This window comes from Rhodococcus sp. NPDC056516, from assembly GCF_042794655.1.
In the GTDB taxonomy this organism is placed as follows: Bacteria; Actinomycetota; Actinomycetes; order Mycobacteriales; family Mycobacteriaceae; genus Rhodococcus_F.
This window is the reverse complement of the sequence record NZ_JBHTTG010000008.1, coordinates 68,653-90,292: the sequence shown is the minus strand read 5'-3', so window position 1 is coordinate 90,292 and position 21,640 is coordinate 68,653. Positions and strand designations below refer to the sequence as shown.

At 64.0% G+C, this 21,640-nt stretch carries 23 protein-coding genes and 1 riboswitch; of the genes, 10 read left to right on the top strand and 13 right to left on the bottom strand.

Annotated features, from left to right (window positions below; genetic code table 11):
* Positions 1 to 107 precede the first annotated feature (107 nt).
* Genes ACFQ6Y_RS23790 through mnhG form a run of 6 tightly spaced genes read left to right on the top strand, consistent with a single transcriptional unit; the run spans position 108 to position 6,447 of the window.
* Positions 108 to 2,945 carry a Na+/H+ antiporter subunit A gene (locus ACFQ6Y_RS23790; protein WP_378637883.1) on the top strand — a complete coding sequence of 946 codons (2,838 nt, stop codon included), beginning with the start codon at positions 108 to 110 and terminating at the stop codon, positions 2,943 to 2,945.
* The gene (locus ACFQ6Y_RS23785; protein ID WP_378537348.1) at positions 2,942 to 3,574 is read left to right on the top strand and encodes a Na(+)/H(+) antiporter subunit C; all 633 of its coding nucleotides are present in this window, start codon (positions 2,942 to 2,944) and stop codon (positions 3,572 to 3,574) included. The genes ACFQ6Y_RS23790 and ACFQ6Y_RS23785 overlap by 4 nt, the downstream gene beginning before the upstream one ends.
* Positions 3,571 to 5,271, top strand: coding sequence for a Na+/H+ antiporter subunit D (locus ACFQ6Y_RS23780; protein ID WP_378637880.1), 1,701 nt, complete (start codon positions 3,571 to 3,573; stop codon positions 5,269 to 5,271). Before ACFQ6Y_RS23785 ends, ACFQ6Y_RS23780 begins: the two co-directional genes overlap by 4 nt.
* Entirely contained in the window at positions 5,268 to 5,840 is a 573-nt protein-coding gene (locus ACFQ6Y_RS23775) for a Na+/H+ antiporter subunit E (protein WP_050655100.1), read from the top strand. The genes ACFQ6Y_RS23780 and ACFQ6Y_RS23775 overlap by 4 nt, the downstream gene beginning before the upstream one ends.
* Positions 5,837 to 6,106, top strand: coding sequence for a monovalent cation/H+ antiporter complex subunit F (locus tag ACFQ6Y_RS23770; RefSeq protein ID WP_003945061.1), 270 nt, complete (start codon positions 5,837 to 5,839; stop codon positions 6,104 to 6,106). Before ACFQ6Y_RS23775 ends, ACFQ6Y_RS23770 begins: the two co-directional genes overlap by 4 nt.
* Positions 6,103 to 6,447, top strand: a complete 345-nt coding sequence (mnhG, locus tag ACFQ6Y_RS23765) for a monovalent cation/H(+) antiporter subunit G (protein ID WP_058038511.1) — start codon at positions 6,103 to 6,105, stop codon at positions 6,445 to 6,447. The genes ACFQ6Y_RS23770 and mnhG overlap by 4 nt, the downstream gene beginning before the upstream one ends.
* Here mnhG and ACFQ6Y_RS23760 read toward each other — a convergent pair.
* The 5 genes from ACFQ6Y_RS23760 to ACFQ6Y_RS23740 all read right to left on the bottom strand — a co-directional run bounded on the left by ACFQ6Y_RS23760 (position 6,413) and on the right by ACFQ6Y_RS23740 (position 10,900).
* A complete protein-coding gene (locus tag ACFQ6Y_RS23760; protein ID WP_378637878.1) occupies positions 6,413 to 7,780 on the bottom strand; it encodes a DUF5933 domain-containing protein in 1,368 nt (455 codons plus the stop codon). The genes mnhG and ACFQ6Y_RS23760 overlap by 35 nt on opposite strands.
* 107 nt (positions 7,781 to 7,887) lie before the next feature.
* Positions 7,888 to 9,012 (bottom strand): glutamate--cysteine ligase, encoded by a 1,125-nt coding sequence (locus tag ACFQ6Y_RS23755; protein WP_003945034.1) that lies wholly within the window; start codon positions 9,010 to 9,012, stop codon positions 7,888 to 7,890.
* Positions 9,013 to 9,102: 90 nt separating this feature from the next.
* The gene (locus ACFQ6Y_RS23750; RefSeq protein ID WP_378537338.1) at positions 9,103 to 9,804 is read right to left on the bottom strand and encodes a superoxide dismutase family protein; all 702 of its coding nucleotides are present in this window, start codon (positions 9,802 to 9,804) and stop codon (positions 9,103 to 9,105) included.
* Between the two features lie 95 nt (positions 9,805 to 9,899).
* Positions 9,900 to 10,496: a LytR C-terminal domain-containing protein gene (locus ACFQ6Y_RS23745; RefSeq protein ID WP_378637873.1), complete on the bottom strand. Its 597-nt coding sequence runs from the start codon at positions 10,494 to 10,496 to the stop codon at positions 9,900 to 9,902.
* Between the two features lie 53 nt (positions 10,497 to 10,549).
* Complete coding sequence (locus tag ACFQ6Y_RS23740) at positions 10,550 to 10,900, bottom strand: DUF3263 domain-containing protein (protein WP_378447035.1); 351 nt, start codon at positions 10,898 to 10,900, stop codon at positions 10,550 to 10,552.
* Positions 10,901 to 11,144: 244 nt separating this feature from the next.
* On the opposite strand from ACFQ6Y_RS23740, the gene ACFQ6Y_RS23735 reads away from it, so the two are divergent.
* Genes ACFQ6Y_RS23735 through ACFQ6Y_RS23725 form a run of 3 tightly spaced genes read left to right on the top strand, consistent with a single transcriptional unit; the run spans position 11,145 to position 13,513 of the window.
* Positions 11,145 to 11,744, top strand: coding sequence for a peptide deformylase (locus tag ACFQ6Y_RS23735; protein WP_230816827.1), 600 nt, complete (start codon positions 11,145 to 11,147; stop codon positions 11,742 to 11,744).
* A gap of 40 nt (positions 11,745 to 11,784) precedes the next feature.
* The gene (locus tag ACFQ6Y_RS23730) at positions 11,785 to 12,696 is read left to right on the top strand and encodes a GNAT family N-acetyltransferase (RefSeq protein WP_378637870.1); all 912 of its coding nucleotides are present in this window, start codon (positions 11,785 to 11,787) and stop codon (positions 12,694 to 12,696) included.
* Positions 12,697 to 12,712: 16 nt separating this feature from the next.
* The gene (locus ACFQ6Y_RS23725; protein WP_054186900.1) at positions 12,713 to 13,513 is read left to right on the top strand and encodes an exodeoxyribonuclease III; all 801 of its coding nucleotides are present in this window, start codon (positions 12,713 to 12,715) and stop codon (positions 13,511 to 13,513) included.
* 44 nt (positions 13,514 to 13,557) lie between these two features.
* On the opposite strand, the gene ACFQ6Y_RS23720 is transcribed toward ACFQ6Y_RS23725, so the two are convergent.
* The gene (locus ACFQ6Y_RS23720) at positions 13,558 to 13,989 is read right to left on the bottom strand and encodes a GNAT family N-acetyltransferase (protein WP_378548999.1); all 432 of its coding nucleotides are present in this window, start codon (positions 13,987 to 13,989) and stop codon (positions 13,558 to 13,560) included.
* 179 nt (positions 13,990 to 14,168) lie between these two features.
* Between ACFQ6Y_RS23720 and thiD the strand changes: the two genes are divergently transcribed.
* Positions 14,169 to 15,011, top strand: a complete 843-nt coding sequence (gene thiD, locus ACFQ6Y_RS23715) for a bifunctional hydroxymethylpyrimidine kinase/phosphomethylpyrimidine kinase (RefSeq protein ID WP_003945044.1) — start codon at positions 14,169 to 14,171, stop codon at positions 15,009 to 15,011.
* A gap of 14 nt (positions 15,012 to 15,025) precedes the next feature.
* On the opposite strand, the gene ACFQ6Y_RS23710 is transcribed toward thiD, so the two are convergent.
* The 7 genes from ACFQ6Y_RS23710 to thiO form a co-directional block, all read right to left on the bottom strand.
* Entirely contained in the window at positions 15,026 to 15,877 is an 852-nt protein-coding gene (locus tag ACFQ6Y_RS23710; RefSeq protein WP_378637865.1) for an adenylate/guanylate cyclase domain-containing protein, read from the bottom strand.
* 105 nt (positions 15,878 to 15,982) lie between these two features.
* Positions 15,983 to 17,434 (bottom strand): M20/M25/M40 family metallo-hydrolase, encoded by a 1,452-nt coding sequence (locus tag ACFQ6Y_RS23705; RefSeq protein ID WP_378637860.1) that lies wholly within the window; start codon positions 17,432 to 17,434, stop codon positions 15,983 to 15,985.
* A 132-nt stretch (positions 17,435 to 17,566) separates the two neighbouring features.
* Positions 17,567 to 18,337: an ABC transporter permease gene (locus ACFQ6Y_RS23700; protein WP_378548990.1), complete on the bottom strand. Its 771-nt coding sequence runs from the start codon at positions 18,335 to 18,337 to the stop codon at positions 17,567 to 17,569.
* Positions 18,337 to 19,326 carry an ABC transporter ATP-binding protein gene (locus ACFQ6Y_RS23695; protein WP_378537322.1) on the bottom strand — a complete coding sequence of 330 codons (990 nt, stop codon included), beginning with the start codon at positions 19,324 to 19,326 and terminating at the stop codon, positions 18,337 to 18,339. Before ACFQ6Y_RS23695 ends, ACFQ6Y_RS23700 begins: the two co-directional genes overlap by 1 nt.
* A 129-nt stretch (positions 19,327 to 19,455) precedes the next feature.
* Positions 19,456 to 20,208: a thiazole synthase gene (locus tag ACFQ6Y_RS23690; RefSeq protein WP_007726857.1), complete on the bottom strand. Its 753-nt coding sequence runs from the start codon at positions 20,206 to 20,208 to the stop codon at positions 19,456 to 19,458.
* Positions 20,201 to 20,416: a sulfur carrier protein ThiS gene (thiS, locus tag ACFQ6Y_RS23685; protein WP_378447028.1), complete on the bottom strand. Its 216-nt coding sequence runs from the start codon at positions 20,414 to 20,416 to the stop codon at positions 20,201 to 20,203. The genes ACFQ6Y_RS23690 and thiS overlap by 8 nt, the downstream gene beginning before the upstream one ends.
* Entirely contained in the window at positions 20,413 to 21,492 is a 1,080-nt protein-coding gene (gene thiO, locus ACFQ6Y_RS23680; protein WP_378637850.1) for a glycine oxidase ThiO, read from the bottom strand. The genes thiS and thiO overlap by 4 nt, the downstream gene beginning before the upstream one ends.
* Positions 21,492 to 21,638, bottom strand: a riboswitch (TPP riboswitch). Its footprint overlaps the gene before it by 1 nt.
* Positions 21,639 to 21,640: the final 2 nt, after the last annotated feature.

Here is a 21,640-nt window from a genome sequence, read left to right as displayed (position 1 = left end):
TGTACGCAAAGACAACCTCTCCGACAAGGTGAATTGTCTCGTTAATCCGATAGGTTCGATTTTGTTCGGACACCCCGCCGCCCGCTGACAACACGACGGAGTGCCTTTTGCTCGCTATCTTGCTTGCCCATGCCGTTGCCGCCCTCTTGGCTCCGCTTGTGGTGCGCAGGTTAGGGCGAAACGGCTTCTTCCCCCTCGCGATAGTCCCCCTCGCCGGCCTCGGCTGGGTCATCGACAAATGGGGCACCGTCGAGACGCTGCACATCACCTGGGTTCCAGGGCTGTCGATGGACATCGACTTCAGGTTCGACGCGCTTTCGGCCATCATGGCCGTGCTCGTCCTGGGTGTCGGCACGCTCATCCTGGTCTACTGCGCCCGCTATTTCACCGACGACGAACCTCGACTCGGTATCTTCGCCGCCGAGATGGTCGCCTTCGCGGGTGCCATGTTCGGGCTAGTGACCAGCGACAACATGCTGCTTCTCTACGTGTTCTGGGAACTGACGACGGTCCTGTCGTTCCTGCTCGTGGGTCACTACGCCGAACGCGCCACCAGCCGCCGCGCCGCGACCCAGGCACTGCTGGTCACCACCGCGGGTGGTCTGGCGATGTTGGTCGGCATGATCATCCTCGGCCAGGTCGGCGGCAGCTACAACCTGTCCGAACTGGTCGCGAACCCGCCGACGGGGTGGCTCCCGTCCGTCGCGATCGTCCTGATCCTGATCGGTGCGCTCTCCAAATCGGCAATCGTGCCCCTGCACTTCTGGCTTCCCGGTGCAATGGCCGCGCCAACCCCTGTCAGCGGTTATCTTCACGCTGCTGCAATGGTCAAGGCCGGTATCTACCTCGTCGCGCGCCTGGCTCCCGGGTACGCCGATTCGCCGCCGTGGCGCATCACCATCATCAGTTTGGGTCTGCTGTCGATGATCCTCGCCGGTTGGCGAGCCATGCGCGCGTACGACCTCAAACTCGTCCTCGCCTTCGGAACGGTCAGCCAACTCGGCTTCATGATGGTCCTGGTCGGCATCGGCACGCGTGACGCCGCCCTGGCCGGCATGACGATGGTCGTGGCGCACGCGATGTTCAAGGCCGCACTCTTCATGGTCGTTGGCATCATCGATCACACGACCGGCACCCGTGACCTGCGCAAACTTGCTCACCTGGGTAAAGCGGCACCCGCTCTCGCGATCATCGCGAGCCTCGCTGCCGCCAGCATGGCCGGTCTGCCACCACTCCTCGGATTCGTCGGCAAGGAAGCCGCACTCGAATCGGTGCTCGAAACGAACGCGCTCGGCCACTGGTCGTCCATCGCCGTCGTCACGGTGATCGTGTTGGGCTCGATCCTGACGGTCGGCTACAGCGTCCGCTTCATCTGGGGCGCCTTCGGACGCAAGACCCTGAGCAAGCCAAGTCCGGCCGTGAGCAAGATGCACAAGCCTGGTTGGCTGTTCTTGTTCGCGCCCGGCCTGCTCGCTGTTCTCGGTCTGGCCGCAGGCATTCTCTCGCCCCAACTCGAGAAGCTGCTGACGCCGTACTCCACCACGCTGGCTCCCGGACCGCACGCCGATTACCACCTCGCGCTGTGGCACGGATTCAACACTCCGCTGCTGCTCACCTGCATCGTCATCGCCGGCGGTGTCGCGCTCTACATCGCGCAGCGTCAGATCAGCCGACTGCACTTCGAGCACCCGCCGCTCGGCAACGCCGACCGTATCTACGACGCGACCCTGCGCGGCATGGACACGATCTCGATGCGCCTGACCGGCGCCACTCAGCGTGGTTCGCTCCCCCGCACGCAGTCGACGATTCTCGCGACGCTGGTCGTGGTGCCGCTGTTCCTGCTGATCATCGACACCAAGGGTGGCGGAGTCGACCTTCGGATGTGGGATTCGCCCATCCAGTTCACGATCGCGCTGATGATGATCTCGGCCGCCATCGCCGCGACGCTGATGCGCAACCGCCTCGCCAGCGTCATCCTGGTCGGACTCACCGGTTACGGCTGCGGCGTGTTGTTCGCGCTGCACGGTGCACCCGACCTCGCGCTGACCCAGTTCCTCGTCGAGACGCTGACACTGGTGATCTTCGTGCTCGTGCTCCGGAAGTTCCCCGCCGAAGTCGACGAGAGCAAGGCGATCGGCTTCAAGTGGCCGCGTGCCGCACTCGCCGTCGCCGTCGGTATCACCGTCACCACCATCGCGGCCTTCGCGACCAATGCCCGAAACACTCGTCCGATCTACGAACTGCTTCCCGACGCGGCCTACGACCTGGGCAACGGCAAGAACGTCGTCAACGTCCTACTCGTCGACATCCGCGCATGGGACACCCTCGGTGAGATCTCGGTGCTGCTGGTCGCGGCAACCGGCGTCGCCAGCCTCGTGTTCCGCAACCGCCGCTTCGGCATTGCGCCTCGCGTCGCAGACGCACCCTCCGTCATCGTCGACAAGGCGGCCGCCAACTCTGACACGACGTGGTTGCGCGGCGGAGACCTGATCGATCCGCGACACCGTTCGCTGGTTCTGGAGGTCACCACGAGGTTGATCTTCCCGACCATCATGGTGTTGTCGATCTACTTCTTCTTCTCCGGCCACAATGCCCCCGGCGGCGGTTTCGCCGGCGGCCTGACGGCGGGCCTGGCACTGGTACTTCGCTACCTCGCCGGTGGCCGCTACGAACTCGGTGAAGCCGTACCCATCGACGCGGGCAAGATTCTCGGCCTCGGTTTGGCGCTGGCCGCGGGCACCGCCCTGGTGTCGCTGTTCCTCGGCGCCCCGGCACTCTCGTCGGCCGTCTTCGAGTTCACCCTCCCGCTCATCGGCCACGTCAAACTGGTCACCGCACTGTTCTTCGACCTGGGCGTCTACCTCATCGTGGTCGGCCTGGTCCTGGACGTACTCCGAAGTCTCGGCGCCCGCCTCGACGCAGAAATCGAGGTGAAAGCACCATGAGCGCAAACATCGGAATGCTGATCCTGATCGGCGTCCTCACGTCGGCCGGTGTCTACCTCCTGATCGAACGAAGCATCACCCGGATGCTCCTCGGCTTGCTCCTGTTCGGTAACGCCATCAACCTCTTGATCCTGACCGTCGGTGGATCGGACGGGAATCCGCCCATCGTCGGCCGAGATTCGGTCCACGAGGAGATAGCGGATCCGCTCGCCCAGGGCATGATCCTGACGGCGATCGTGATCACGATGGGTATCGCCGGCTTCGTTCTGGCACTGGCGTACCGGTCTTACAAGATCAACACCGCCGACGCCGTCGAGGACGATCCCGAGGACACCAAGGTTCTCAAGCGTCGCCTGCCCGCCGACGCTCCCGACCACGACCGCTCCGACGACCCGCTCACCGGTGCCCCGAGCATCGGCGGCGACGCATTCGACAAGGACGGCAACCCCATTCCCCTCGAACAACTGGTCAACCTCGAGGACATCGAATGCTACGACGACCTCCACGACGGCGACTTCGAGGACGAACCGGTACCCGACTGGGCCACCGACCTTGCTCGTAAGAAGGAATCCGAGAAGCGGCGCAAAGACGCTCGCCAGACCAAGATCGAGGGAGGTGGAGGCGCATGACCATCTCGGACAACCTGATGGGAGCCCTTGCGCCCCTGCCTGTCCTGATCCCGATGCTGGCCGCAGCCGCGACGCTGGTCGTCGGCCGACGCCCGCGCTTCCAGCGTGTGATCACACTGATCGCGCTCGTCGGCGTCGTCGCGGTGTCGGGCCTGCTTCTCTACCTCGCAGACCGCGACGGTACGACCGCGGTTCAGGTCGGCGGCTGGGATTCGCCCATCGGCATCACACTCGTGGTCGACCGTCTCTCGGCGATGATGCTCGTGGTCTCGTCGGTGGTACTGCTCGCCGTCATGATCTACGCGATCGGTCAGGGTATTCGCGACGGCAGCGAGGCCCAGCCGGTCTCGATCTTCCTGCCGACCTATCTGGCGTTGACTGCTGGTATCTCCAACGCGTTCCTCGCCGGTGACCTCTTCAACCTGTACGTCGGTTTCGAGGTCCTGCTCGCCGCGAGTTTCGTTCTCCTGACGCTCGGTGCCAGCGCCGACCGCGTCCGGGCCGGCATCTCGTACGTGATGGTCTCGATGGTGTCTTCGCTGATCTTCCTGGCAGGCATCGCCTTCGCCTACGCGGCGACCGGCACCCTCAACATGGCCGACATGGCCCTGCGCTTCGACAACATTCCGCCAGGAACACGCACCGCCATCTTCGGTGTCCTCCTCGTGGCGTTCGGCATCAAGGCTGCGGTCTTCCCGCTGTCGGCGTGGCTCCCGGACTCGTATCCGACCGCGCCCGCACCGATTACCGCCGTCTTCGCGGGGTTGCTCACCAAGGTCGGTGTGTACGCGATCATCCGGGCGCACTCGCTGCTGTTCCCGCAAGGAGAACTCGACAACGTATTGATGGTGTGTGGCCTGCTGACGATGGTGGTCGGCATCATGGGTGCCATCGCGCAGAGCGACATCAAACGTCTGCTCTCGTTCACCCTGGTCAGCCATATCGGTTACATGATCTTCGGTATCGCGTTGTCCACGACGTCCGGGCTGTCCGGCGCGATCTACTACGTCGCCCACCACATCATCGTGCAGACGACGCTCTTCCTCGTGGTGGGTCTGATCGAACGACAAGCCGGGTCGTCGTCGCTGCGTCGTCTCGGTGGTCTCGCGGCGGCCAGCCCGATCCTCGCAATCGTCTTCCTGATCCCGGCCCTGAACCTCGGTGGTATCCCACCGTTCTCGGGCTTCATCGGCAAGGTCGCACTCCTGCAAGCCGGTGCGTCCGACGCGAGCGCGCTGGCCTGGATCCTCGTCGCCGGCGGCACGATCACCAGCTTGCTGACGCTCTACGCGGTCGCCCGCGTGTGGACAAAGGCATTCTGGCGAGCCCGCGCCGACGCGCCCGAAGGTGACCTCGCCGACGTCAGCCCGTCAGCGTTGATCGACGAATCCGAAGAGGACATCGCGTTCGTCGACCGCGAAGACGTCGGCAAGATTCCGATCTTCATGCTGATTCCGACGGTCGGGCTCGTCATCGTCGGCCTGGGGCTGACTGTGTTCGCGGGCCGGATCATCGACATCAGCGACCGAGCGGCGAAGGATCTGCAGGACCGGTCCATCTACATCGACGCGGTTCTCGGCAACCACCGACCCGTTCCGGTCGACGAAGCCCCCGTCGCTGCAGACGACCCGGCAAAAGCGCCCAGTACCGATGCCCCGAACACCGAGGCCCCGAACACCGAGGAGGCTCCGCGATGAAACGCGAACAGGTACTCCGCGTCGGGATCCTGCTGTGGCTGATGGTCGTGTGGATCCTGTTGTGGGGCAACATCAGCTTCGGCAACATCTTCGGCGGACTCGCCGTCGGCCTGATCATCATGGTCCTGCTTCCCCTCCCCCGCGTACCGGTGGAGGGCCGGGTCCATCTGCTCTCGATCCTGCGTCTGCTGTGGATGATCGTGTACTACGCGATCCAGTCGAGTATCCAGGTCGCCTGGCTGGCGATCCGTCCGTCGCCGCCGCCGGTCACCGGAGTTCTGCGGTACCAACTCGGGATCAAGTCGGACCTGGTTCTCACGCTGTGCATCGACGTTCTGAACCTGATCCCGGGCACGATGGTTCTCGAGATCGACCAGAACCGGCGCATCGTCTACGTCCACGTGCTCGACGTCGGTTCGCAGAAAGCCGTCAGCGCGTTCTACCGCTCGGTGGAGGATCTCGAGCGGTTGTTCATCGCGTCGTTCGAACGTGATTCGGACTGGCAGCCCAGCCCGTGGCACCAGCGCGACTACGAATTCGATGCACCCCGGCAGGAGGACCGACCATGAACGGGTTCATCACCACGATCTTGATCATTTCGGGAGTGATTCTCCTGATCGCCGCCGTACTGACCACGTTCCGATTGCTCGACGGGCCGAGCTCACTCGACCGCCTCGTCGCCCTGGACACGATCATTGCGGTCTCGATGTGTGGGCTCGCGGTCTGGGCCGCGTACAGCAAAGACACGACCATCGTTCCCGCGATCGTCGCGCTGGCACTGGTCGGCTTCATCGGTTCGGTGTCCGTTGCACGCTTCCGGGTGAGTGACCAGTGATCGGCAACATCCTCGACACGATCGGGGCAATCTCCATCTTCCTGGGCGCGCTGCTCGCGCTGACCGCCGCAGTGGGAATCGTTCGCTTCCCCGACACCCTGCGCCGTATGCACGCGGCCACCAAGCCTCAGGTGGTCGGGCTCATCCTTGTTCTGATGGGTGCCGTGTTCCTGCTTCGTGGGAGCGTCGACATCTGGATGCTGGTACTGGTCGGCATCTTCACGTTGCTGACCGCGCCGGTCATCGCACACAGCGTCGGACGGGTCGCCTACCGCGAACAGCGCGAGGAGGACGACCTCATGAAGATCAACGAACTGGAAGACCCGGACTCTCTCCGGTAGCGACATCCCACCCATCGTCGCGCTCGCCCCACACTGCAAGAGCGGTGCCGGGGCGGGCGAAGAAGGTGGCGAAGTACGCCACCGACATGAGAACCAGAACGGCGAGCAGGAGCGGACCGAAGATCGCCGGGTACTCGGCCATCTGCACCGAAGCGAATCTGTAGGAGAGCAACAACCCCGCGAGCAGTGCCGAGCCACCGAGCAACAGACGTACTCGGAACCAACCCCAGCCGCGCTCCGGATCCCGCAGCGCCGCATCGAGGGTCAAGCACAGAACCGCACCGGCAATGAGGTCGACGCCGTAGTGGAATCCGAAACCGAGCGTCGCCGTCAGGGTCGCGACGAGCCAGAACGATCCCAGGCTGCGAATCCACCACGGCCCGCTGCGAGAGTGGATGAACAACGCGACTGCCCACGCGGTGTGCAGGCTCGGCATGCAGTTTCGTGGCGCGGCGTCGTCGAACGGCAGCGACGACGGTGACGCGAAGTCGAAGTTGGGCACGATGTTCGGCCAGTAGTCACCGATCTGGAATCCGAAACCACGCGGACCGAAGGCGAACACCGGACCGACCACCGGGAACAGGACGTAGAAGATCGGGCCGATCAACCCGATGAGCAGGAACGTACGCAGCAGGTGATGCGACGGCCATCCCTTGCGTACTTGATAGAGCGCGACCACGATCACCGCTACCGGCAGTTCGACGTAGATCCAGTCGAGCGCTGCGGCGCCGACGGGGCCCATGGCGTCGACGATCTGGCCCATCACCCACGACGGGTTCCCGAGAGCCTGGTCTGCGAGGAAGACGTACTCGTCCCACACATCGGTGCCGACGAGAATGGTGATCTCCAGCCACGTCTCGGCAACCTTGGCCGCGATGATGAGCAACGCGCCCAGCGCAACGCCGTGCAGAACGCTGAGTCGACGCTCACCGGACAACTTCCACACCGCGTACACCGCGATGGCCGTCAGCACCCAGGTGCCGCCGGTGCCCATCGTCAGCGGCCCACCGGAGAACCAGCGGATCGCGCCGACGACCACGTCGATCACGACGGCCGCGGATACCGCGTAGATGCGCTCCTTGTTGTTCAGTCCGACCAGTGCGAGAGCGAGGCCAACCCAGGGCATCGTCGCGGAGCGGGGAACGAGGAAGTAGTCACCGAACAGGCTTTCCACCGGACCGAGATAGCCCTTGTACGACGCGAACGCCTGCACGCCCAGGACCAGCACGGTCAATGCTGCTGTGCCGATCAGAAGGACTCGATGAGAACTCGACCACGAACGATCCGACTGTCCGGGTGCGTCCCCTCGTTGGGACCAACTGTCTATCAACACCGGACAATAGTAAACGGCGTGTGAACCGAATATGGACACCCACTGGACAAACGGTTGGTATGCCCGAATTTCCAGCCCACGAAACAGCCCCTCGCGCGTTGAGCCTGCTAGGTGCCCAACTCTGCGACCAGGGCGTCGACGACCGCCACCAGATCGCCGCCCGTCGCTTCCGCGACACGGCGTTGACGCTGGTAGGACGCGCCACGACGGGGAATGTCCGCTACCGACGCCAGCTCGTCCGCGCACCCGAGTGAGACCGCAATCGGCGCCAGGTCGTCGAGCAGGCGATCCAGATCGTCAGTGACGAGGCACTCGTTCGCGTCGGAGTCGAGGATGATCTCGGCGTCCAGCCCGTATCTCGCTGCGCGCCACTTGTTTTCCTTGACGTGCCACGGCTGCATGTTCGGCAGAGTCTCACCGGCGCTCAGTCTGCGGTCCAGGTCGACGATGAGGCAGTGGACCAGAGCAACCAGTGCACCCAGTTCTGCGCGCGTCGAGACGCCGTCAAACACCCGGACCTCGATGGTTCCCCACTTCGGTGCGGGGCGGATGTCCCAGTGCATGCCACCGATCTTGGTGATCACACCGGTCTTCATCTGGTCGTCGATGAACGACTCGTATTCGGCCCAGTTCTCGAACTGGTACGGAAGGCCTGCGGTGGGCAGCTGCTGGAACATCAATGCGCGATTGGACGCATATCCCGTATCCACACCGGCCCACATCGGCGAGGAAGCCGACAGTGCCAGCAGGTGCGGATAGCGCTGCAGCAGTGCGTTGATGATGGGGAACACGCGGTCCGCGGACGAGACACCCACGTGAACGTGCACGCCCCAGATCAGCATCTGCCGGCCCCACCACTGCGTGCGTTCGATGAGTTCGTCGTAGTCGGGCGTCCGCGTGACCAACTGCGTCGACCATTGCGCGAACGGGTGCGTGCCCGCACTGATGAGGTCGACGCCGAGCGGATTCGCCGCGCGACGCAGCAGATCCAGTGACCTGTCGAGATCACTCATCGCCTCGCCGACCGTCGAGTGAATACCCGTGACGAGTTCGACGGTATTTCGCAGTAGTTCCTTGGTGATGTGCGGGGTCTCGGAGCCGGCAAGCTCTTCGACCGCCGAAAACACCTCGGCTGCTGTATTGGAGAGATCTCTGGTCTTGCGATCGACCAGCGCGATCTCCCACTCCACGCCCAGCGTCGGGCGCGGCGAACCTGGAAATGGAACTACCACGCAGAGAATCCAATCACAGTGTCGGTAAAAACACCGTGCTGGCTACTGCGTGGTAGTCGCCGGAAGTGATGCAAAACTCAGGTGAGTTGTTCAGCTCTTGGTGATGACACCGCAAGCAACGCGTCCGCCTGCGTCACCGGTGTCGAGGGTCTGCTGATCCGGTGCCGGCGCGTAACGCGTCGGGATGTTGCCGAAGTTGTCCGCACCGGCATGGATCATGACGGAAGTTCCGCCGTTCGCGATCAGTTCGTCGACGGTGAATGCGTCTGTCGTGGTGACCAGCGTGGCAGTGCCGTCTTCGAGGACCTGAACCGAAGTGAGGTCGCCGCTGGCCGGATGGCCCGTGTGGCCCTCGGCCTGGAAGTGTCCGCCTGCCGAGAGGAAGTTACCCGGCTCTCCACCGCTGGGAGCTACGGAATTGGTCTCGCACTTGGCAACCTGGTGGACGTGGAATCCGTGGAACCCGGGGGTCAGGCCCTTGGCGTCGAGGGTGACCTTGACGTCGCTACCTTCCTGCGCGAACGTGACCGTTCCGACCTTGGCGCCGTCGGTGCCGTTCAGCGTTGCGGTGACCGTCTCGGCAGACGCGCCGGCGTGAGCCGTCTCGGAACCGTGGCCGCCCGCGCTTTCGTGCGCGCTGGGATCGGCTGCACCGGTCCACACCGGAGGAGTCGTGCCGGGGACGCTGCTGGGCTCTTCGCTGTTACTGCAAGCGGTCAAGCCGAAAGCGGCAATCGCGACTACAGGGGCAACGACGCGCCAGGACATACGCCGGGTGCTGCTGGGGGCCATCGAACCGCTCCTTTGAGGTGGCGAGAAAGTGCTTCTGATCATAACGGCGCGTGTAGTAGCTGGAACCGACGGGTCAGTTCCACCTTCACGACCGGTCAGTTGGAGGTCACGATCACGATCACGCCAGGTGACGCGTTCGCGATGCCGGCGAATCGAGGTTCTGCGGTGACTCCGAGTTCAGCTGCGATCTTCTGCGCCGCTGCCTTCTCCGCCGCGGACGATCCGTAGTACACCGTCGTCGTACTGACGGTGCCCTCGCTGTAGTTACCCGTCTCCTCGACGTTCCAACCTGCTGCCGTCAACTCCTCGGCAGTGCCTGCTGCCAGACCGGAGACGGTGCTGTTGTTGAGAACTCGCACGCTGACATTCGACGTGTCGGTGCCGCTCGCGGAGCCGGAAGTCGTGGTCGTCGCAGTTCCCGAAGGTCGCGACGTGGTGGTGGTATCGCCCGAAGCGGGTTGCGTCGTCGCTGCCGGCTTGGAGGTGGCAGGGGCCGCCGCGGGAGCACTCGTCGTGGCAGGCGCCGAAGATTCGGTCTGCTCTGCTGCAGTGTTCTCGTCGCCCGATCCACCGTCGCCCGATCCACCGAGCGAGGCTGCTCCGAGACCGATGAACACGATCGCGAGAGCGATCAACACCATGGCGATTGCGCGAAGCGGAGGTCCGGACGGCTGCTCTTTCGGGGTACTCACGATGTCGACCTTATCGCCAGTACGTGGACAGCCCGCTCATATGTGCGCGTGATTCAGGTGACCTCGAAGCCGAGGCGACGGGCGGCCCTGGCCTTCTGACGGCTGGCACGCAGACGACGCAAGCGCTTGACCAGCATGGGATCAGCCGCCAAGGATTCGGGGCGATCGACCAAGGCATTGAGAACCTGGTAGTAGCGGGTTGCCGACATGTCGAACAACTCCTTGATGGCCTCTTCCTTCGCACCGGCGTACTTCCACCACTGGCGCTCGAAGGAGAGGATGTCGTGTTCCCGGCGGGTGAGGCCGTCGTCGCCGACCTCGTGCATGCCTGCTGTATCTACTACCGAATCGTCGGCGCCAGTGCCTTCGGACTGGTTCCGACTACGCGCGGTTGCGCCGTCCATGTCACTCCTCGACTGCTGTGCTCGGCGTCAGCGAGACTCGTATGCCCGGTGTTCTTTTTCTGACCGAATTCTCGCGGCCGTGAGTTTCCCGGTCCCCTGGCCCGAAGGTAACTCACAATTTCCCCCGCGGCCCACGTTCCGACCGAGCAACGAATTACATCGCTGTTCTTCAGCAACCATTGAACCATGATCGAGTGTGCGGGCCGTGATAACTACGCGGGCGCGCCGCACTATCCTTGTCCGCATGGCTATCCTCCCCATCCGAATCGTCGGCGACCCGGTACTGCACAAGGCGACAGAGCCGGTCACTCAGTCCCCGGCCGAGATCGCCGAACTGATCGCAGACATGTACGAGACGATGGACGCCGCCAACGGCGTCGGTCTGGCGGCCAATCAGGTCGGTGTTTCACTCCGAGTCTTCGTCTACGACTGCCCCGGTGACGACCGCACCAGCGAGCGTCGACGCGGTGTCGTCGTCAATCCGGTACTCGAGACCTCCGAAATCCCCCAGACGATGCCCGACCCGGACGAAGACTTCGAGGGTTGCCTGTCCGTCCCCGGCGAGCAGTTCCCGACGGGCCGCGCCGATTGGGCGAAGGTCACCGGCACCGACGCCGACGGCAACCCGATCGAGGTCGAGGGCACCGGATTCTTCGCACGGATGCTCCAACACGAGACGGGCCATCTCGACGGCTTCCTCTACACAGACGTGCTGATCGGCCGCAACGCGCGCGCCGCCAAGAAGATCATCAAGCGTTCCGGTTGGGGCAAGCCCGGTCTGACGTGGACGCCGGGGACCGTCGACGATCCGTTCGGTCACGACGACGACGATTACGAAGACTGAGAATTCTGCTCTGAACGGCAACATTTCGATCGGTAGCCGGGTGGTTTTGCGATACAAGCTCCCACCCGGCTATTCGCATCCCATGACCGACGTCATCGGCATCCTCGAGGGCGCCGATCCCATCGCCGTCCGCGCCGGCGACGGTCGGCTGGTCCAGGTCTCCGCCGATCAGGTGATCGCGCTCAAGAGTCTCTCGGCCCGCCCGATTCGCATCGGCGAGATTCGAAACCTCGAAACGGCTGCTGCGGCGGCGTGGCCGGGGGTCGAGCAGGCGTGGATCGACGGTTGGTTGCTGCGCGCCGGTCACGGTGTCACCGGCCGCGCCAATTCCGCTTTGCCGCTCGGCGGTGCGGGGGCGGTTGCCGGCTTCGACGCGAGCACAATCGAGCGGATACGCCAGTGGTTCGGTGACCGCGGACTGCCGACCCTGCTGCTCCTCCCCGATCGACTCGGCACCGCTCCGGACGGGTGGACCAGCGAGAAGGAAACCATCGTGATGGCCGCCGATCTGGGCAATGTCACGCTGCCGCTCGGTCCTCCGGTCACCTCGTTCGCCGACCGCCCCGACCACATCTGGCTGTCGATTCACGACGCCCACGGCAACCCGGCGTACGTCGAGGCGGTCCTCACGGCTGTCGTGGGCACTGCAACTTTCGGCGCGATCGGAAACACAGACACCACGCTTGCCATCGGGCGCGCTGCGCTCACCGAGGCACCCGACCACAGACGCTGGGTAGGGCTGACCGGCATTCACGTCGCCCCTGAACACCGTCGTCACGGAATCGGGTCGCTGATCTGCGGGGATCTACTCTCCTGGGGTCGCGAGAACGGTGCGACGCACGCGTACCTTCAGGTTTCGGCCGGGAACTCCGCGGCGATCGCGCTCTACGAGCGGCTCGGGTTCGTCGAACACCACCGCTACCGATACGCCACCGATCCTGTCGGCGGCTGACGCTAGGCTTGCCCTCGTGCGCATCGCTACTTGGAACGTCAACTCCGTCCGTGCCCGTACCGACCGGATCATCGACTGGCTCGGTCGATCCGACGTCGACGTCCTGGCAATGCAGGAAACCAAGTGCAAGGACGAGCAGTTTCCGTACGAGCGTTTCAAGGAGATCGGCTACGAGGTCGCCCACGTCGGGTTGAGCCAGTGGAACGGTGTCGCGATCGCTTCCCGCGTCGGCCTGGAAGACGTGCAGATCGGCTTCGAGGATCAGCCCGGCTTCGACAAGGACCCGGAGGCCGATCCGGTCCGCGAGGCACGTGCGATCGGTGCGACCTGCGGCGGTGTGCGGGTGTGGAGCCTGTACGTCCCCAACGGCCGTGAGCTCGAAGACCCGCATTACGCCTACAAGCTGGATTGGCTGGCCAAGCTGCGCGACGACGCGGAGGGCTGGCTCAAGCAGGATCCCGACGCGCAAATCGCCCTGGTCGGCGACTGGAACGTCGCTCCCACGGACGACGACGTGTGGGATCCCGCTTTCTTCGAGGGCAAGACCCACACGTCGGAGCCGGAACGAGCTGCGTTCACCGCCTTCACCGAGTCCGGGTTCGCGGACGTAGTCCGCCCGTACACCCCCGGCCCCGGTGTGTACACGTACTGGGACTACACGCAGCTTCGCTTCCCGAAGAAGCAGGGCATGCGCATCGACTTCATCCTCGGTTCACCGGCATTCGCAGCGCGCGTCGAGGCGGCCGAGATCGATCGGAACGAGCGAAAAGGCAAGGGCGCCAGCGATCACGCTCCGGTGATCGTAAATCTCGGGTAAGCGTCGATCTCGGAGCCTGATCGTCTGTACGTAGTTGCCGGCGGTCAGTCTTCGACGAGCAGTTCCAGATACTCGGGATGCTCGCCGAGGTACCGCTGAACGTAGGTGCACACGGGCCGTACCGACCATTCACGGTCACGGGCACAGTCCATCGCGAACTGCACGAGTACCGCTGCCAGCCCCTGCCCGCCGTACTCTTCCTTGACCACGGTGTGCATGTACGCGACCACGTCGCCGGCTTCGGCTCCGTTGCCCGAAATCTCGTCCTCGTCGCGGTATCCGAGGATGCCGACCAACTCGTCACCGGAGAGCAGTTCGAATCGATCGTGCGACGGATTGTCCACGAGCGTCACTTCCGGTGAGGTTCCGGTTTTCGAGTTTTCGATGTCGTTCATTGCGGCGACCTCCACGGCACGATGTGCACCTGCGCGATCGGCGACAGCTGCGTTCGCACGCTCTCCATAACTGTGATCCATGCCACTCATAGAATCAGCTACCGACGACGCTGTCCCGGATTCGACCAATTTTTGCACCGGAAGCGACCGGATGGCAATCGCAGTTCGCGCGGCCGTTCGTGCGGTCGTTTGTACCGTCGTTCGTGCAAGGGGTGGACCGAGCTGCCGTTTCCCCAGGTCCGATCGGTAGGCTCGTCGTCGTGAAGCTGCTGCCCCTGACCCCCGCCGGACAGACCCCGATTCGGGCATTGACCATCGCCGGAACCGACTCCGGTGGCGGAGCCGGCATTCAAGCCGATTCCCGCACGATGGCGATGTGCGGAGTGCACGCCTGCGTGGCCGTCGCCGCTGTGACGGTCCAGAATTCGGTGGGCGTCAGCGGTTTCCACGAGATTCCGCCCGAGATCGTCGCCGACCAGGTACGCGTCGTGGTCTCGGACATCGGTGTCGGCGCGGCGAAGACGGGAATGCTGGCATCGACGACGATCATCGAAGCCGTGGCCGCGGTGGCCGCCGAGGTGGGGATCGGGCGCGATCGACCGATTCCGCTCGTGGTCGACCCGGTGTGCGCATCGATGCACGGCGATCCGCTGCTGCACGAAGAAGCGCTCGACGCGGTCCGCAACACCTTGATTCCGGCCGCCACTGTGGTCACTCCGAACCTCGACGAGGTCCGCTTGATCACTGGTATCGAGGTCGTCGACGACAAGAGCGCCCGCCAGGCGGCAGAAGCGCTGCATGCCCTCGGCGCTCAGTGGTCCATCGTCAAGGGCGGTCACCTTCGTACGTCGGAGTTGTCCACCGACCTGCTGTTCGACGGCGACCGTTTCCTCGAATTCAGCAGTGCCCGGATCGACACCGGCAACGATCACGGCGGTGGCGACACACTGGCTGCTGCGATCACTTGCGCACTCGCACACGGCTATTCCGTTCCGGATGCAGTGGCATTCGGCAAGGAGTGGGTGACCAAGTGCCTCGAGGCGTCGTACGACCTGGGCGCCGGCCACGGTCCGGTGTCCCCTCTCTGGCGACTCCAGGTCTAGCCTTCGAGGTTTAGCTAGTTCCGTCGTACGCGCCAGATTCCCAGATCGACGGGAACTCCGTTGGGCGTGGTGGCGAAAAACCCTCGCCGCCACGGCCGGATCGTGAGATCGAGATCCTCGAGGGTGCCGGCTTCGAGTTCCTCGAGGGTGGTCGCCGACATCATGATGTTGCCGTCGCCGCCCAAGCCCATCATCCGGGCGGCAATGGTTACGTCGACACCGAGCCAGTCGTCGCCGATCTGACGCGGAGTTCCCGTGTGGAGGCCGACGCGCATGCGTGGGGTGTATCCGTCGAGATCGACTCCCGCGAGCGCGTCCTGTGCGTTGAACACCGCTTTCAAGGCCGCATCCGGGCGAATGAACACCGCCATCAGGCCGTCGCCCATCCGTTTGACGACGTGTCCGCCGTTGTCGGTGATCGGGGTTTCCACGGCCTGCGCCACCGCGCGCAGAAGTGTCAGCGTGGCGCCGTCACCGGCTTCGAGCGACCACGTGGAGAAGCCGACCAGATCGGTGAAGACGATGGTCAGTTCTTGATCTCCGCGGCCGCGGCCCATCTTTTCCAGCGCTGCCTGCCATACCTGCAGTGCTCCGAGGCTCACTTCGCGAGTGGCTGCCGGCTTCTGATCGAGCAATCTGTCAGCGACGCGGGCCACGGCGCGAGCACCACCTGGGCCGGCGAGCGAGAGCGGATCCCCGAACCCCGGATCGCCGGGTAATGCCCGCCTGAGCCGCCGTAGCGCGTCGATGAGCTGCTGCCGACGGTTCAGTTCTGCCGCAGAGTTCAAGACGACGTCGACGACGCCTCGAACCGAGGAGGAAGAAGCACCTGTCGTGTCGGTGCTCTCCGGGGACAGATCAGCCATAACTCAAGCGTAACTCAGAGTTACAGACAGTGTGCTGCCGCGGTTCTCGCACAGTGGCCTCCTGGTCGCTCGCGCAATCGAGTAGTCGATCATTCGGTCAGTCGATCATTCGGTTCTGGCCTGTGTCCGGGCATCGCCGACGGGCACTCCGTTGGGCCCGCTCAAGTCCTGGGCATACGTCGCAACTCCGAAGGCTACTGCAGAAGCATTGGCAGCGAGCGCTTCGCGATCGATGTTCGCGAGGTTGTCCTGGGCACTGTGGTAATTCGGGTCGAAGGTCTCCTCCGCTTCTCCGCCCCACTTCTCCGCCTGTGCCGGCGTCTTGCGCTCGTCGGCGCCGCTGAACACTCCACCCGCCGGGATCCCGATCTCGATGAACGGGCCGTAGTCGGAGCGCCCGTCGAAGTCCGTTCCGTCCGCCGCAATCCCCCGCCCGGCGAGAAAATCGACGAAAGTGCGCTCAATGCCTGCCGAGCCCTCGGGCCCGGGCCCCTCCCCCACGGCATCCGAGTTGTCGCCGTCGTAAGCCAGGTATCCGGCGTTGGGCGAACCGAGCATGTCGAAATTCAGGTACAGGGCGATGTCGGCCCGTTCCTGATCGCTCAGGCCCTCGACGTAGCGAGTGGAGCCGACCAATCCCACTTCTTCCGCTCCCCAGAATGCGAAGCGCACGGCATTTTCGATGCTCGGTGAGCTGCCCATCTGCAACGCGGTTTCCAGTACGGCTGCGGTACCGCTTCCGTTGTCGTTGATTCCGGGACCTTCCGGCACGCTGTCGAGGTGGGCGCCCACGACAACCACGTTGTCGGTCGCGCCGGTCTTGGTCTGCGCAATCACGTTGCGCGACTTCGTCGTTTCCGTCGACGTGTCGAGAATCAGCGTGAGGTCTCCGGGCGCTGCGGCAAGAGCCTCGCCCGACGCCTTACTCACCCCGCCCGTCGGGATGCGGGCGTCTTCGGGTTCACCCAAGGTAGCCCCGCCCAGCATTGCGTCCTCGTTGTTCGCAACCAGCAACGCTGCCGCGCCGCGCTCTGCGGCGATCTTCTGCTTGTCGCCGAACGGGCACACTCCACGGGTGACCAGCACGATGGCACCGTTCACGTCGCGGCCGTCGTAGTCGGTGGCCTCGCAACCGGGGGTCTCGTCGGCGGGAATCGCCACCAGACGCGCCGTGATTCCGGTCGGTCCCGTGGACGTCGAATACGTCAACGCCCGCACCGGAACATCGGAGCCGTCAGCGGCTTTCAGGGATTCGGTCCCGGGATCGAAGGAGCTGAAATCGAATTCCGGGGTGCTGACGTCGAAACCCTTGTCTTCGAGCAGGTTTGCCACGTAGTCGACACTGGCGTCGTAACCGGGGGTTCCGGCCGATCGATTGCCGTCGTTGTTAGCGGCGATCTTCTCGAGTTGCTCCAGATGCCCGGTCACGGCGTCGACCGTGACGGTCTCGGAGAATGCGACCGGGTCTGTCGGGACGGCCGCTTCACTTCCCGACGAGCATCCACTCACCACGAGTGCTCCAGCCATTGCGACCACAACCACACCGAAGAGTCTCATCTTCGGAGGATATCGGCCGAAGCACAGGAAAGGGACCCAGTACGAATGGTTTTTCGTACTGGGTCCCTACTCTGCTGTCACTCCTGGTTCTCGGTAGGTCTCCCGACAACACCTACCGAGGGAGCGACAAGATCAGGCGTCGCGACGATTCACGATGACGATACTTGCTCCGAAAATCACCAGAACGAAGGCCGCGAAGTAAATCAGGCTGCCCCAGGGTCCCCAGTGGAAATCAAGGCTTCCGCCGCCAGGGCTGAGGAAGTGGTTTGCATTCGCGAACGGCAGGAACGGAGTGATCTTCTCGCCGACACTGCCGAACAGTCCGAACAGGCTCTCGATGAGCAGCGGCCAGAGCAGGAGCAACGCAATAGCGCCGGCCGACTGACGGATGATCGATCCGACGCCGACGGCGAGGATCACACACAGGAAGGCGTAAACCGGGATGCCGTAGATCGCACGCCAGTCATCGCCGGTCGACAGGGTCAGACCCGTGCTGGCCTCGGAACCGGCCATGGCCTTGGCCACCGCGTAGGACCCGAAAGCGAGGACAAACGTCAGCACCGCCCCGAAGGCACCGATGAGGCCGGCTTTGGCGATGAGCACCGAGGCGCGGTTCGGAACTGCCTGGAAGGTGGTGCGGATGGTCCCGAAGCGGTACTCACTGGTGACCGCGAGGGCCGCCATGATCATGAGAACCATGATTCCGAAACCGGAGATGCCGGCCGTGGCGACGGCGGTGTCGAGGTCGGGTGCCCCCTGGACGTCCGAAGACGTCAGAGCCGACTTGGCAACGGCGCCCATGATGGCCGCGAAGCCGAGAGCGAGCACGATGATGATGACCGAGCACCACAGCGGCGACTTGGTCGTGGTGATCTTGATTCGTTCAGCACTGAGAACAGCCATTACAGTGCACCTCCCATAGCCTGCTGTGTGTTTGCCTGGTGTGCATTTGCTTGGTGGGCTCCAGCGCCCGGATCGATACCGGACGCGTGGTATTGGACATCGTCTCCGGTCAACTTCATGAACGCATCCTCGAGCGACCCCTGCTGAGACGCCAACTCGTACAACACGATTCCCTGTGAACCAGCCAAACCACCGATCACATCAGTGGTCGAATCCACCACCACCAATGCCGGCGCAACACCGGAACCGTCTTCACGCACCGTCAGCCCCTGCGAGAGCAACACACTGCGCAACGCATCGAGCTGAGGACTACGCACCCGCACCGTCGACTCCGACGAACGATCCACGAACTCCGCCACCGTCGAATCCGAAATCAACCGACCCCGACCGATCACCACCAACTGCTCCGCCGTCAACGCCATCTCCGACAGAAGGTGACTCGACACCAGCACCGTGCGGCCCTCCGCCGCCAACCGCTGCATGAACTTACGAATCCAGACGATGCCCTCCGGATCGAGACCGTTGACCGGCTCGTCGAACAACAACACCTTCGGATCACCCAACAACGCTCCCGCCAACCCGAGACGCTGCGACATACCGAGCGAGAACCCGCCGGCCTTCTTGCCCGCCACCTCGGACAACCCGACCAACCCGAGCACCTCGTCGACGCGGGACTTCGGGATCCCGTTCGAGGCAGCCATCCACTGCAGATGCGCCCGCGCACTGCGATTGGGGTGCACCCACTTCGCATCCAGCAACGCGCCCACCGTCCGCAACGGCGTCTTGAGCTCGCGGTACGGCTTGCCGTCGATCAACGCCGCACCCGACGTCGGCTGATCCAAACCCAGGATCATCCGCATCGTCGTCGACTTGCCCGCACCGTTCGGGCCCAGAAAGCCCGTCACGATGCCCGGCTTGACCGTGAACGACAAATCGTCCACCGCTTTCGTCGGTCCGTAAACCTTGGTCAATCCCCTCAGTTCAATCATGAGGAGAACTTTGCCCTACCGGCAATGACCAGCACATCGGCCACAGGTCTAGTTCCGAGTGGTACTCAGGTAGGACACCAAGCCAGACAATCCGGGCATAACCCTGAGAAAACACCCGGAAATGGTCCGTCAGGACGATGCTTGGGCCCAGAACCGCTTGGGAATCCGGCCGGCGTGACGCGCCTCGAAACCGGCTACAACTGCGTGCCGCATCGCCGACGCCATCAGTGCGGGATTCTTGGCGCGCGTCACTGCTGTCGCAAGTAGGACTGCGTCGCAGCCCAACTCCATGGCAAGGGTGGCGTCGCTGGCCGTTCCGATTCCGGCGTCGAGGATGACGGGCACGCCGGCGCGCTCGACGATCATCTCGATGTTGTGCGGATTCGCGATACCAAGCCCGGTGCCGATGGGTGAACCGAGCGGCATGACTGCCGCGCAGCCGACCTCTTCGAGGCGAAGCGCCAGAACCGGATCGTCCGTGGTGTACGGCAGGACGGTGAAGCCGTCGTCCACCAATTGTTCTGCGGCGGAGACCAGTTCGATCGCATCGGGCAGCAGGGTCCGCTCGTCGGCGATGACTTCGAGTTTCACCCAGTTCGTCTCGAGCGCTTCCCGTGCCAGCTGCGCCGTCAGCACTGCTTCGGCGGCGCCGCGACAACCGGCGGTGTTCGGGAGCGGTTCGATTCCGAGGCGGCGGAGCAGGTCCAGTACCCCGGTGCCGCCGGCCGCGTCGACTCGCCGCATCGCGACGGTGGTCAGTTCGGTGCCCGAGGCCACCAGAGCTTCTTCGAGCACCGCGAGGTTGGCGGCGCCACCTGTGCCGGTGATGAGCCGGGAACCGAAACTACGGCCCGCAATGGTGAGAAGATCCTGCTCAGCCACCCTGCACCGCCGTGAGGATCTCGATTTCCCAACCACGTCCGACGGATTCGTCCCAACGCCCGCGCGGAAACAGTGCACCGTCGACGGCGACGGCGATGCCCTTGCTGGGCAACTCGAGGTGCGTCAGTAGTTCGGTCACCGTGACTGCTCGATCGAACTCGAGATCTTCGCCGTTGACGGTGATCCCGATCGGGATCTGCTCACTCATGAATTTTCCTTAACTACTGCGAACCGCTCGGGTTCGGTTCCTTTTACCTCGACCAAAGATGTGCCGTTCAACAACGCGAGCGTTGCATCGGCGGTGACGGGCGTCAGTAGAACGCCGTTGCGGCCGTGCCCGGTGGAGACGACAACACGATCGGACACGCGCCCGATCAACGGCAGGTTGTCCGGCGTCATCGGACGCAGACCTGCCGCGCATTCATAGAGTTCGTATTCGCCGATCGCGGGCATCAGCGCCTCGGCGTCGTTGATCAGGTCCCGCACTCCCGCCATGGTGACCTGTGTGTCTTCACCGGACTCGTATTGTGTTGCGCCGACAACGATTCCGTCGCCGCGCGGGACGAGATACGCGGGTCGCCCGTGGACGCTTCCGCGGATTGTGCGACTGGGCGCCGGGGTGACTCCCGGCCTGCCGCGCAGGCGAAGGATCTCACCCTTGACCGGCCGCACCGGCAGTCCGGGCCACAGCTTGGGTGACGCGATACCGGCGGTGAGCACTATCTGATCGGTATCGAGTTCGGCAAGGTCGTCGACGGCACGCGCGATCAATTCGACGCCGGATTCCGCACAAGCCTTCTGCAAGGCCTCCAGCAGAAGTCTGTTGTCGACGGCGGACTCACCGACAGCCATGAGTCCCGACCGGATGCCGCGGCCGAGCATCGGTTCGAGTTCACGGATGCGGGCGCGACCGAGGATTTCGAGTTCATGGCCCTGCGAGCTCACCCATTCGGCGATGGTCTGCAGGTCCTGCGCGTCGGCAGCATCGAGAGCGACCGTCAGCGAGCTGTCCGCAGTGAAGACCGAGGGACCGAATTTTCCGAGCTCTTCACCGAACGTCGGCCACCGCTCCAGGGAGGCCGCGCCGACGGTCAACGCTGTTTCCTCGCCCGGCCAGCCTTCGGACATTGGGGCAAGCATTCCGCCCGCCACCCACGAAGCCCCTGATCCGATGGACGGGTCGTACAACCGAACAGTCCAACCGTCGCGGGCTGCGCGCCACGCTATGGCGAGACCGATGACACCGCCGCCGACCACCGACACCGTACGAGCGTGTGTATTCACGAAACTCCACCTCCACTTCCTGCGCCGGCATGATCCGGGTCAGGTCTGACGGTCGGGATCTGGTCGCGATCCCCTCTCAGCCCTACGAACCTCGCAGTCACGACAAAAAGTGACGACGACGTTTCAGGACTCCCGTGTCGAACCTTGC

Excerpts from the sequence above, each read along its gene's own strand:
- ACFQ6Y_RS23785 (WP_378537348.1), top strand. The coding sequence starts at position 2,942 with ATGAGCGCAAACATCGGAATGCTGATCCTGATCGGCGTCCTCACGTCG.
- ACFQ6Y_RS23780 (WP_378637880.1), top strand. The coding sequence starts at position 3,571 with ATGACCATCTCGGACAACCTGATGGGAGCCCTTGCGCCCCTGCCTGTC.
- ACFQ6Y_RS23775 (WP_050655100.1), top strand. The coding sequence starts at position 5,268 with ATGAAACGCGAACAGGTACTCCGCGTCGGGATCCTGCTGTGGCTGATG.
- ACFQ6Y_RS23770 (WP_003945061.1), top strand. The coding sequence starts at position 5,837 with ATGAACGGGTTCATCACCACGATCTTGATCATTTCGGGAGTGATTCTC.
- ACFQ6Y_RS23750 (WP_378537338.1), bottom strand. The coding sequence starts at position 9,804 with ATGGCCCCCAGCAGCACCCGGCGTATGTCCTGGCGCGTCGTTGCCCCT.
- ACFQ6Y_RS23740 (WP_378447035.1), bottom strand. The coding sequence starts at position 10,900 with ATGGACGGCGCAACCGCGCGTAGTCGGAACCAGTCCGAAGGCACTGGC.
- ACFQ6Y_RS23735 (WP_230816827.1), top strand. The coding sequence starts at position 11,145 with ATGGCTATCCTCCCCATCCGAATCGTCGGCGACCCGGTACTGCACAAG.
- ACFQ6Y_RS23720 (WP_378548999.1), bottom strand. The coding sequence starts at position 13,989 with ATGGATCACAGTTATGGAGAGCGTGCGAACGCAGCTGTCGCCGATCGC.
- ACFQ6Y_RS23710 (WP_378637865.1), bottom strand. The coding sequence starts at position 15,877 with ATGGCTGATCTGTCCCCGGAGAGCACCGACACGACAGGTGCTTCTTCC.
- ACFQ6Y_RS23705 (WP_378637860.1), bottom strand. The coding sequence starts at position 17,434 with ATGAGACTCTTCGGTGTGGTTGTGGTCGCAATGGCTGGAGCACTCGTG.
- ACFQ6Y_RS23700 (WP_378548990.1), bottom strand. The coding sequence starts at position 18,337 with ATGGCTGTTCTCAGTGCTGAACGAATCAAGATCACCACGACCAAGTCG.
- ACFQ6Y_RS23695 (WP_378537322.1), bottom strand. The coding sequence starts at position 19,326 with ATGATTGAACTGAGGGGATTGACCAAGGTTTACGGACCGACGAAAGCG.
- thiS (WP_378447028.1), bottom strand. The coding sequence starts at position 20,416 with ATGAGTGAGCAGATCCCGATCGGGATCACCGTCAACGGCGAAGATCTC.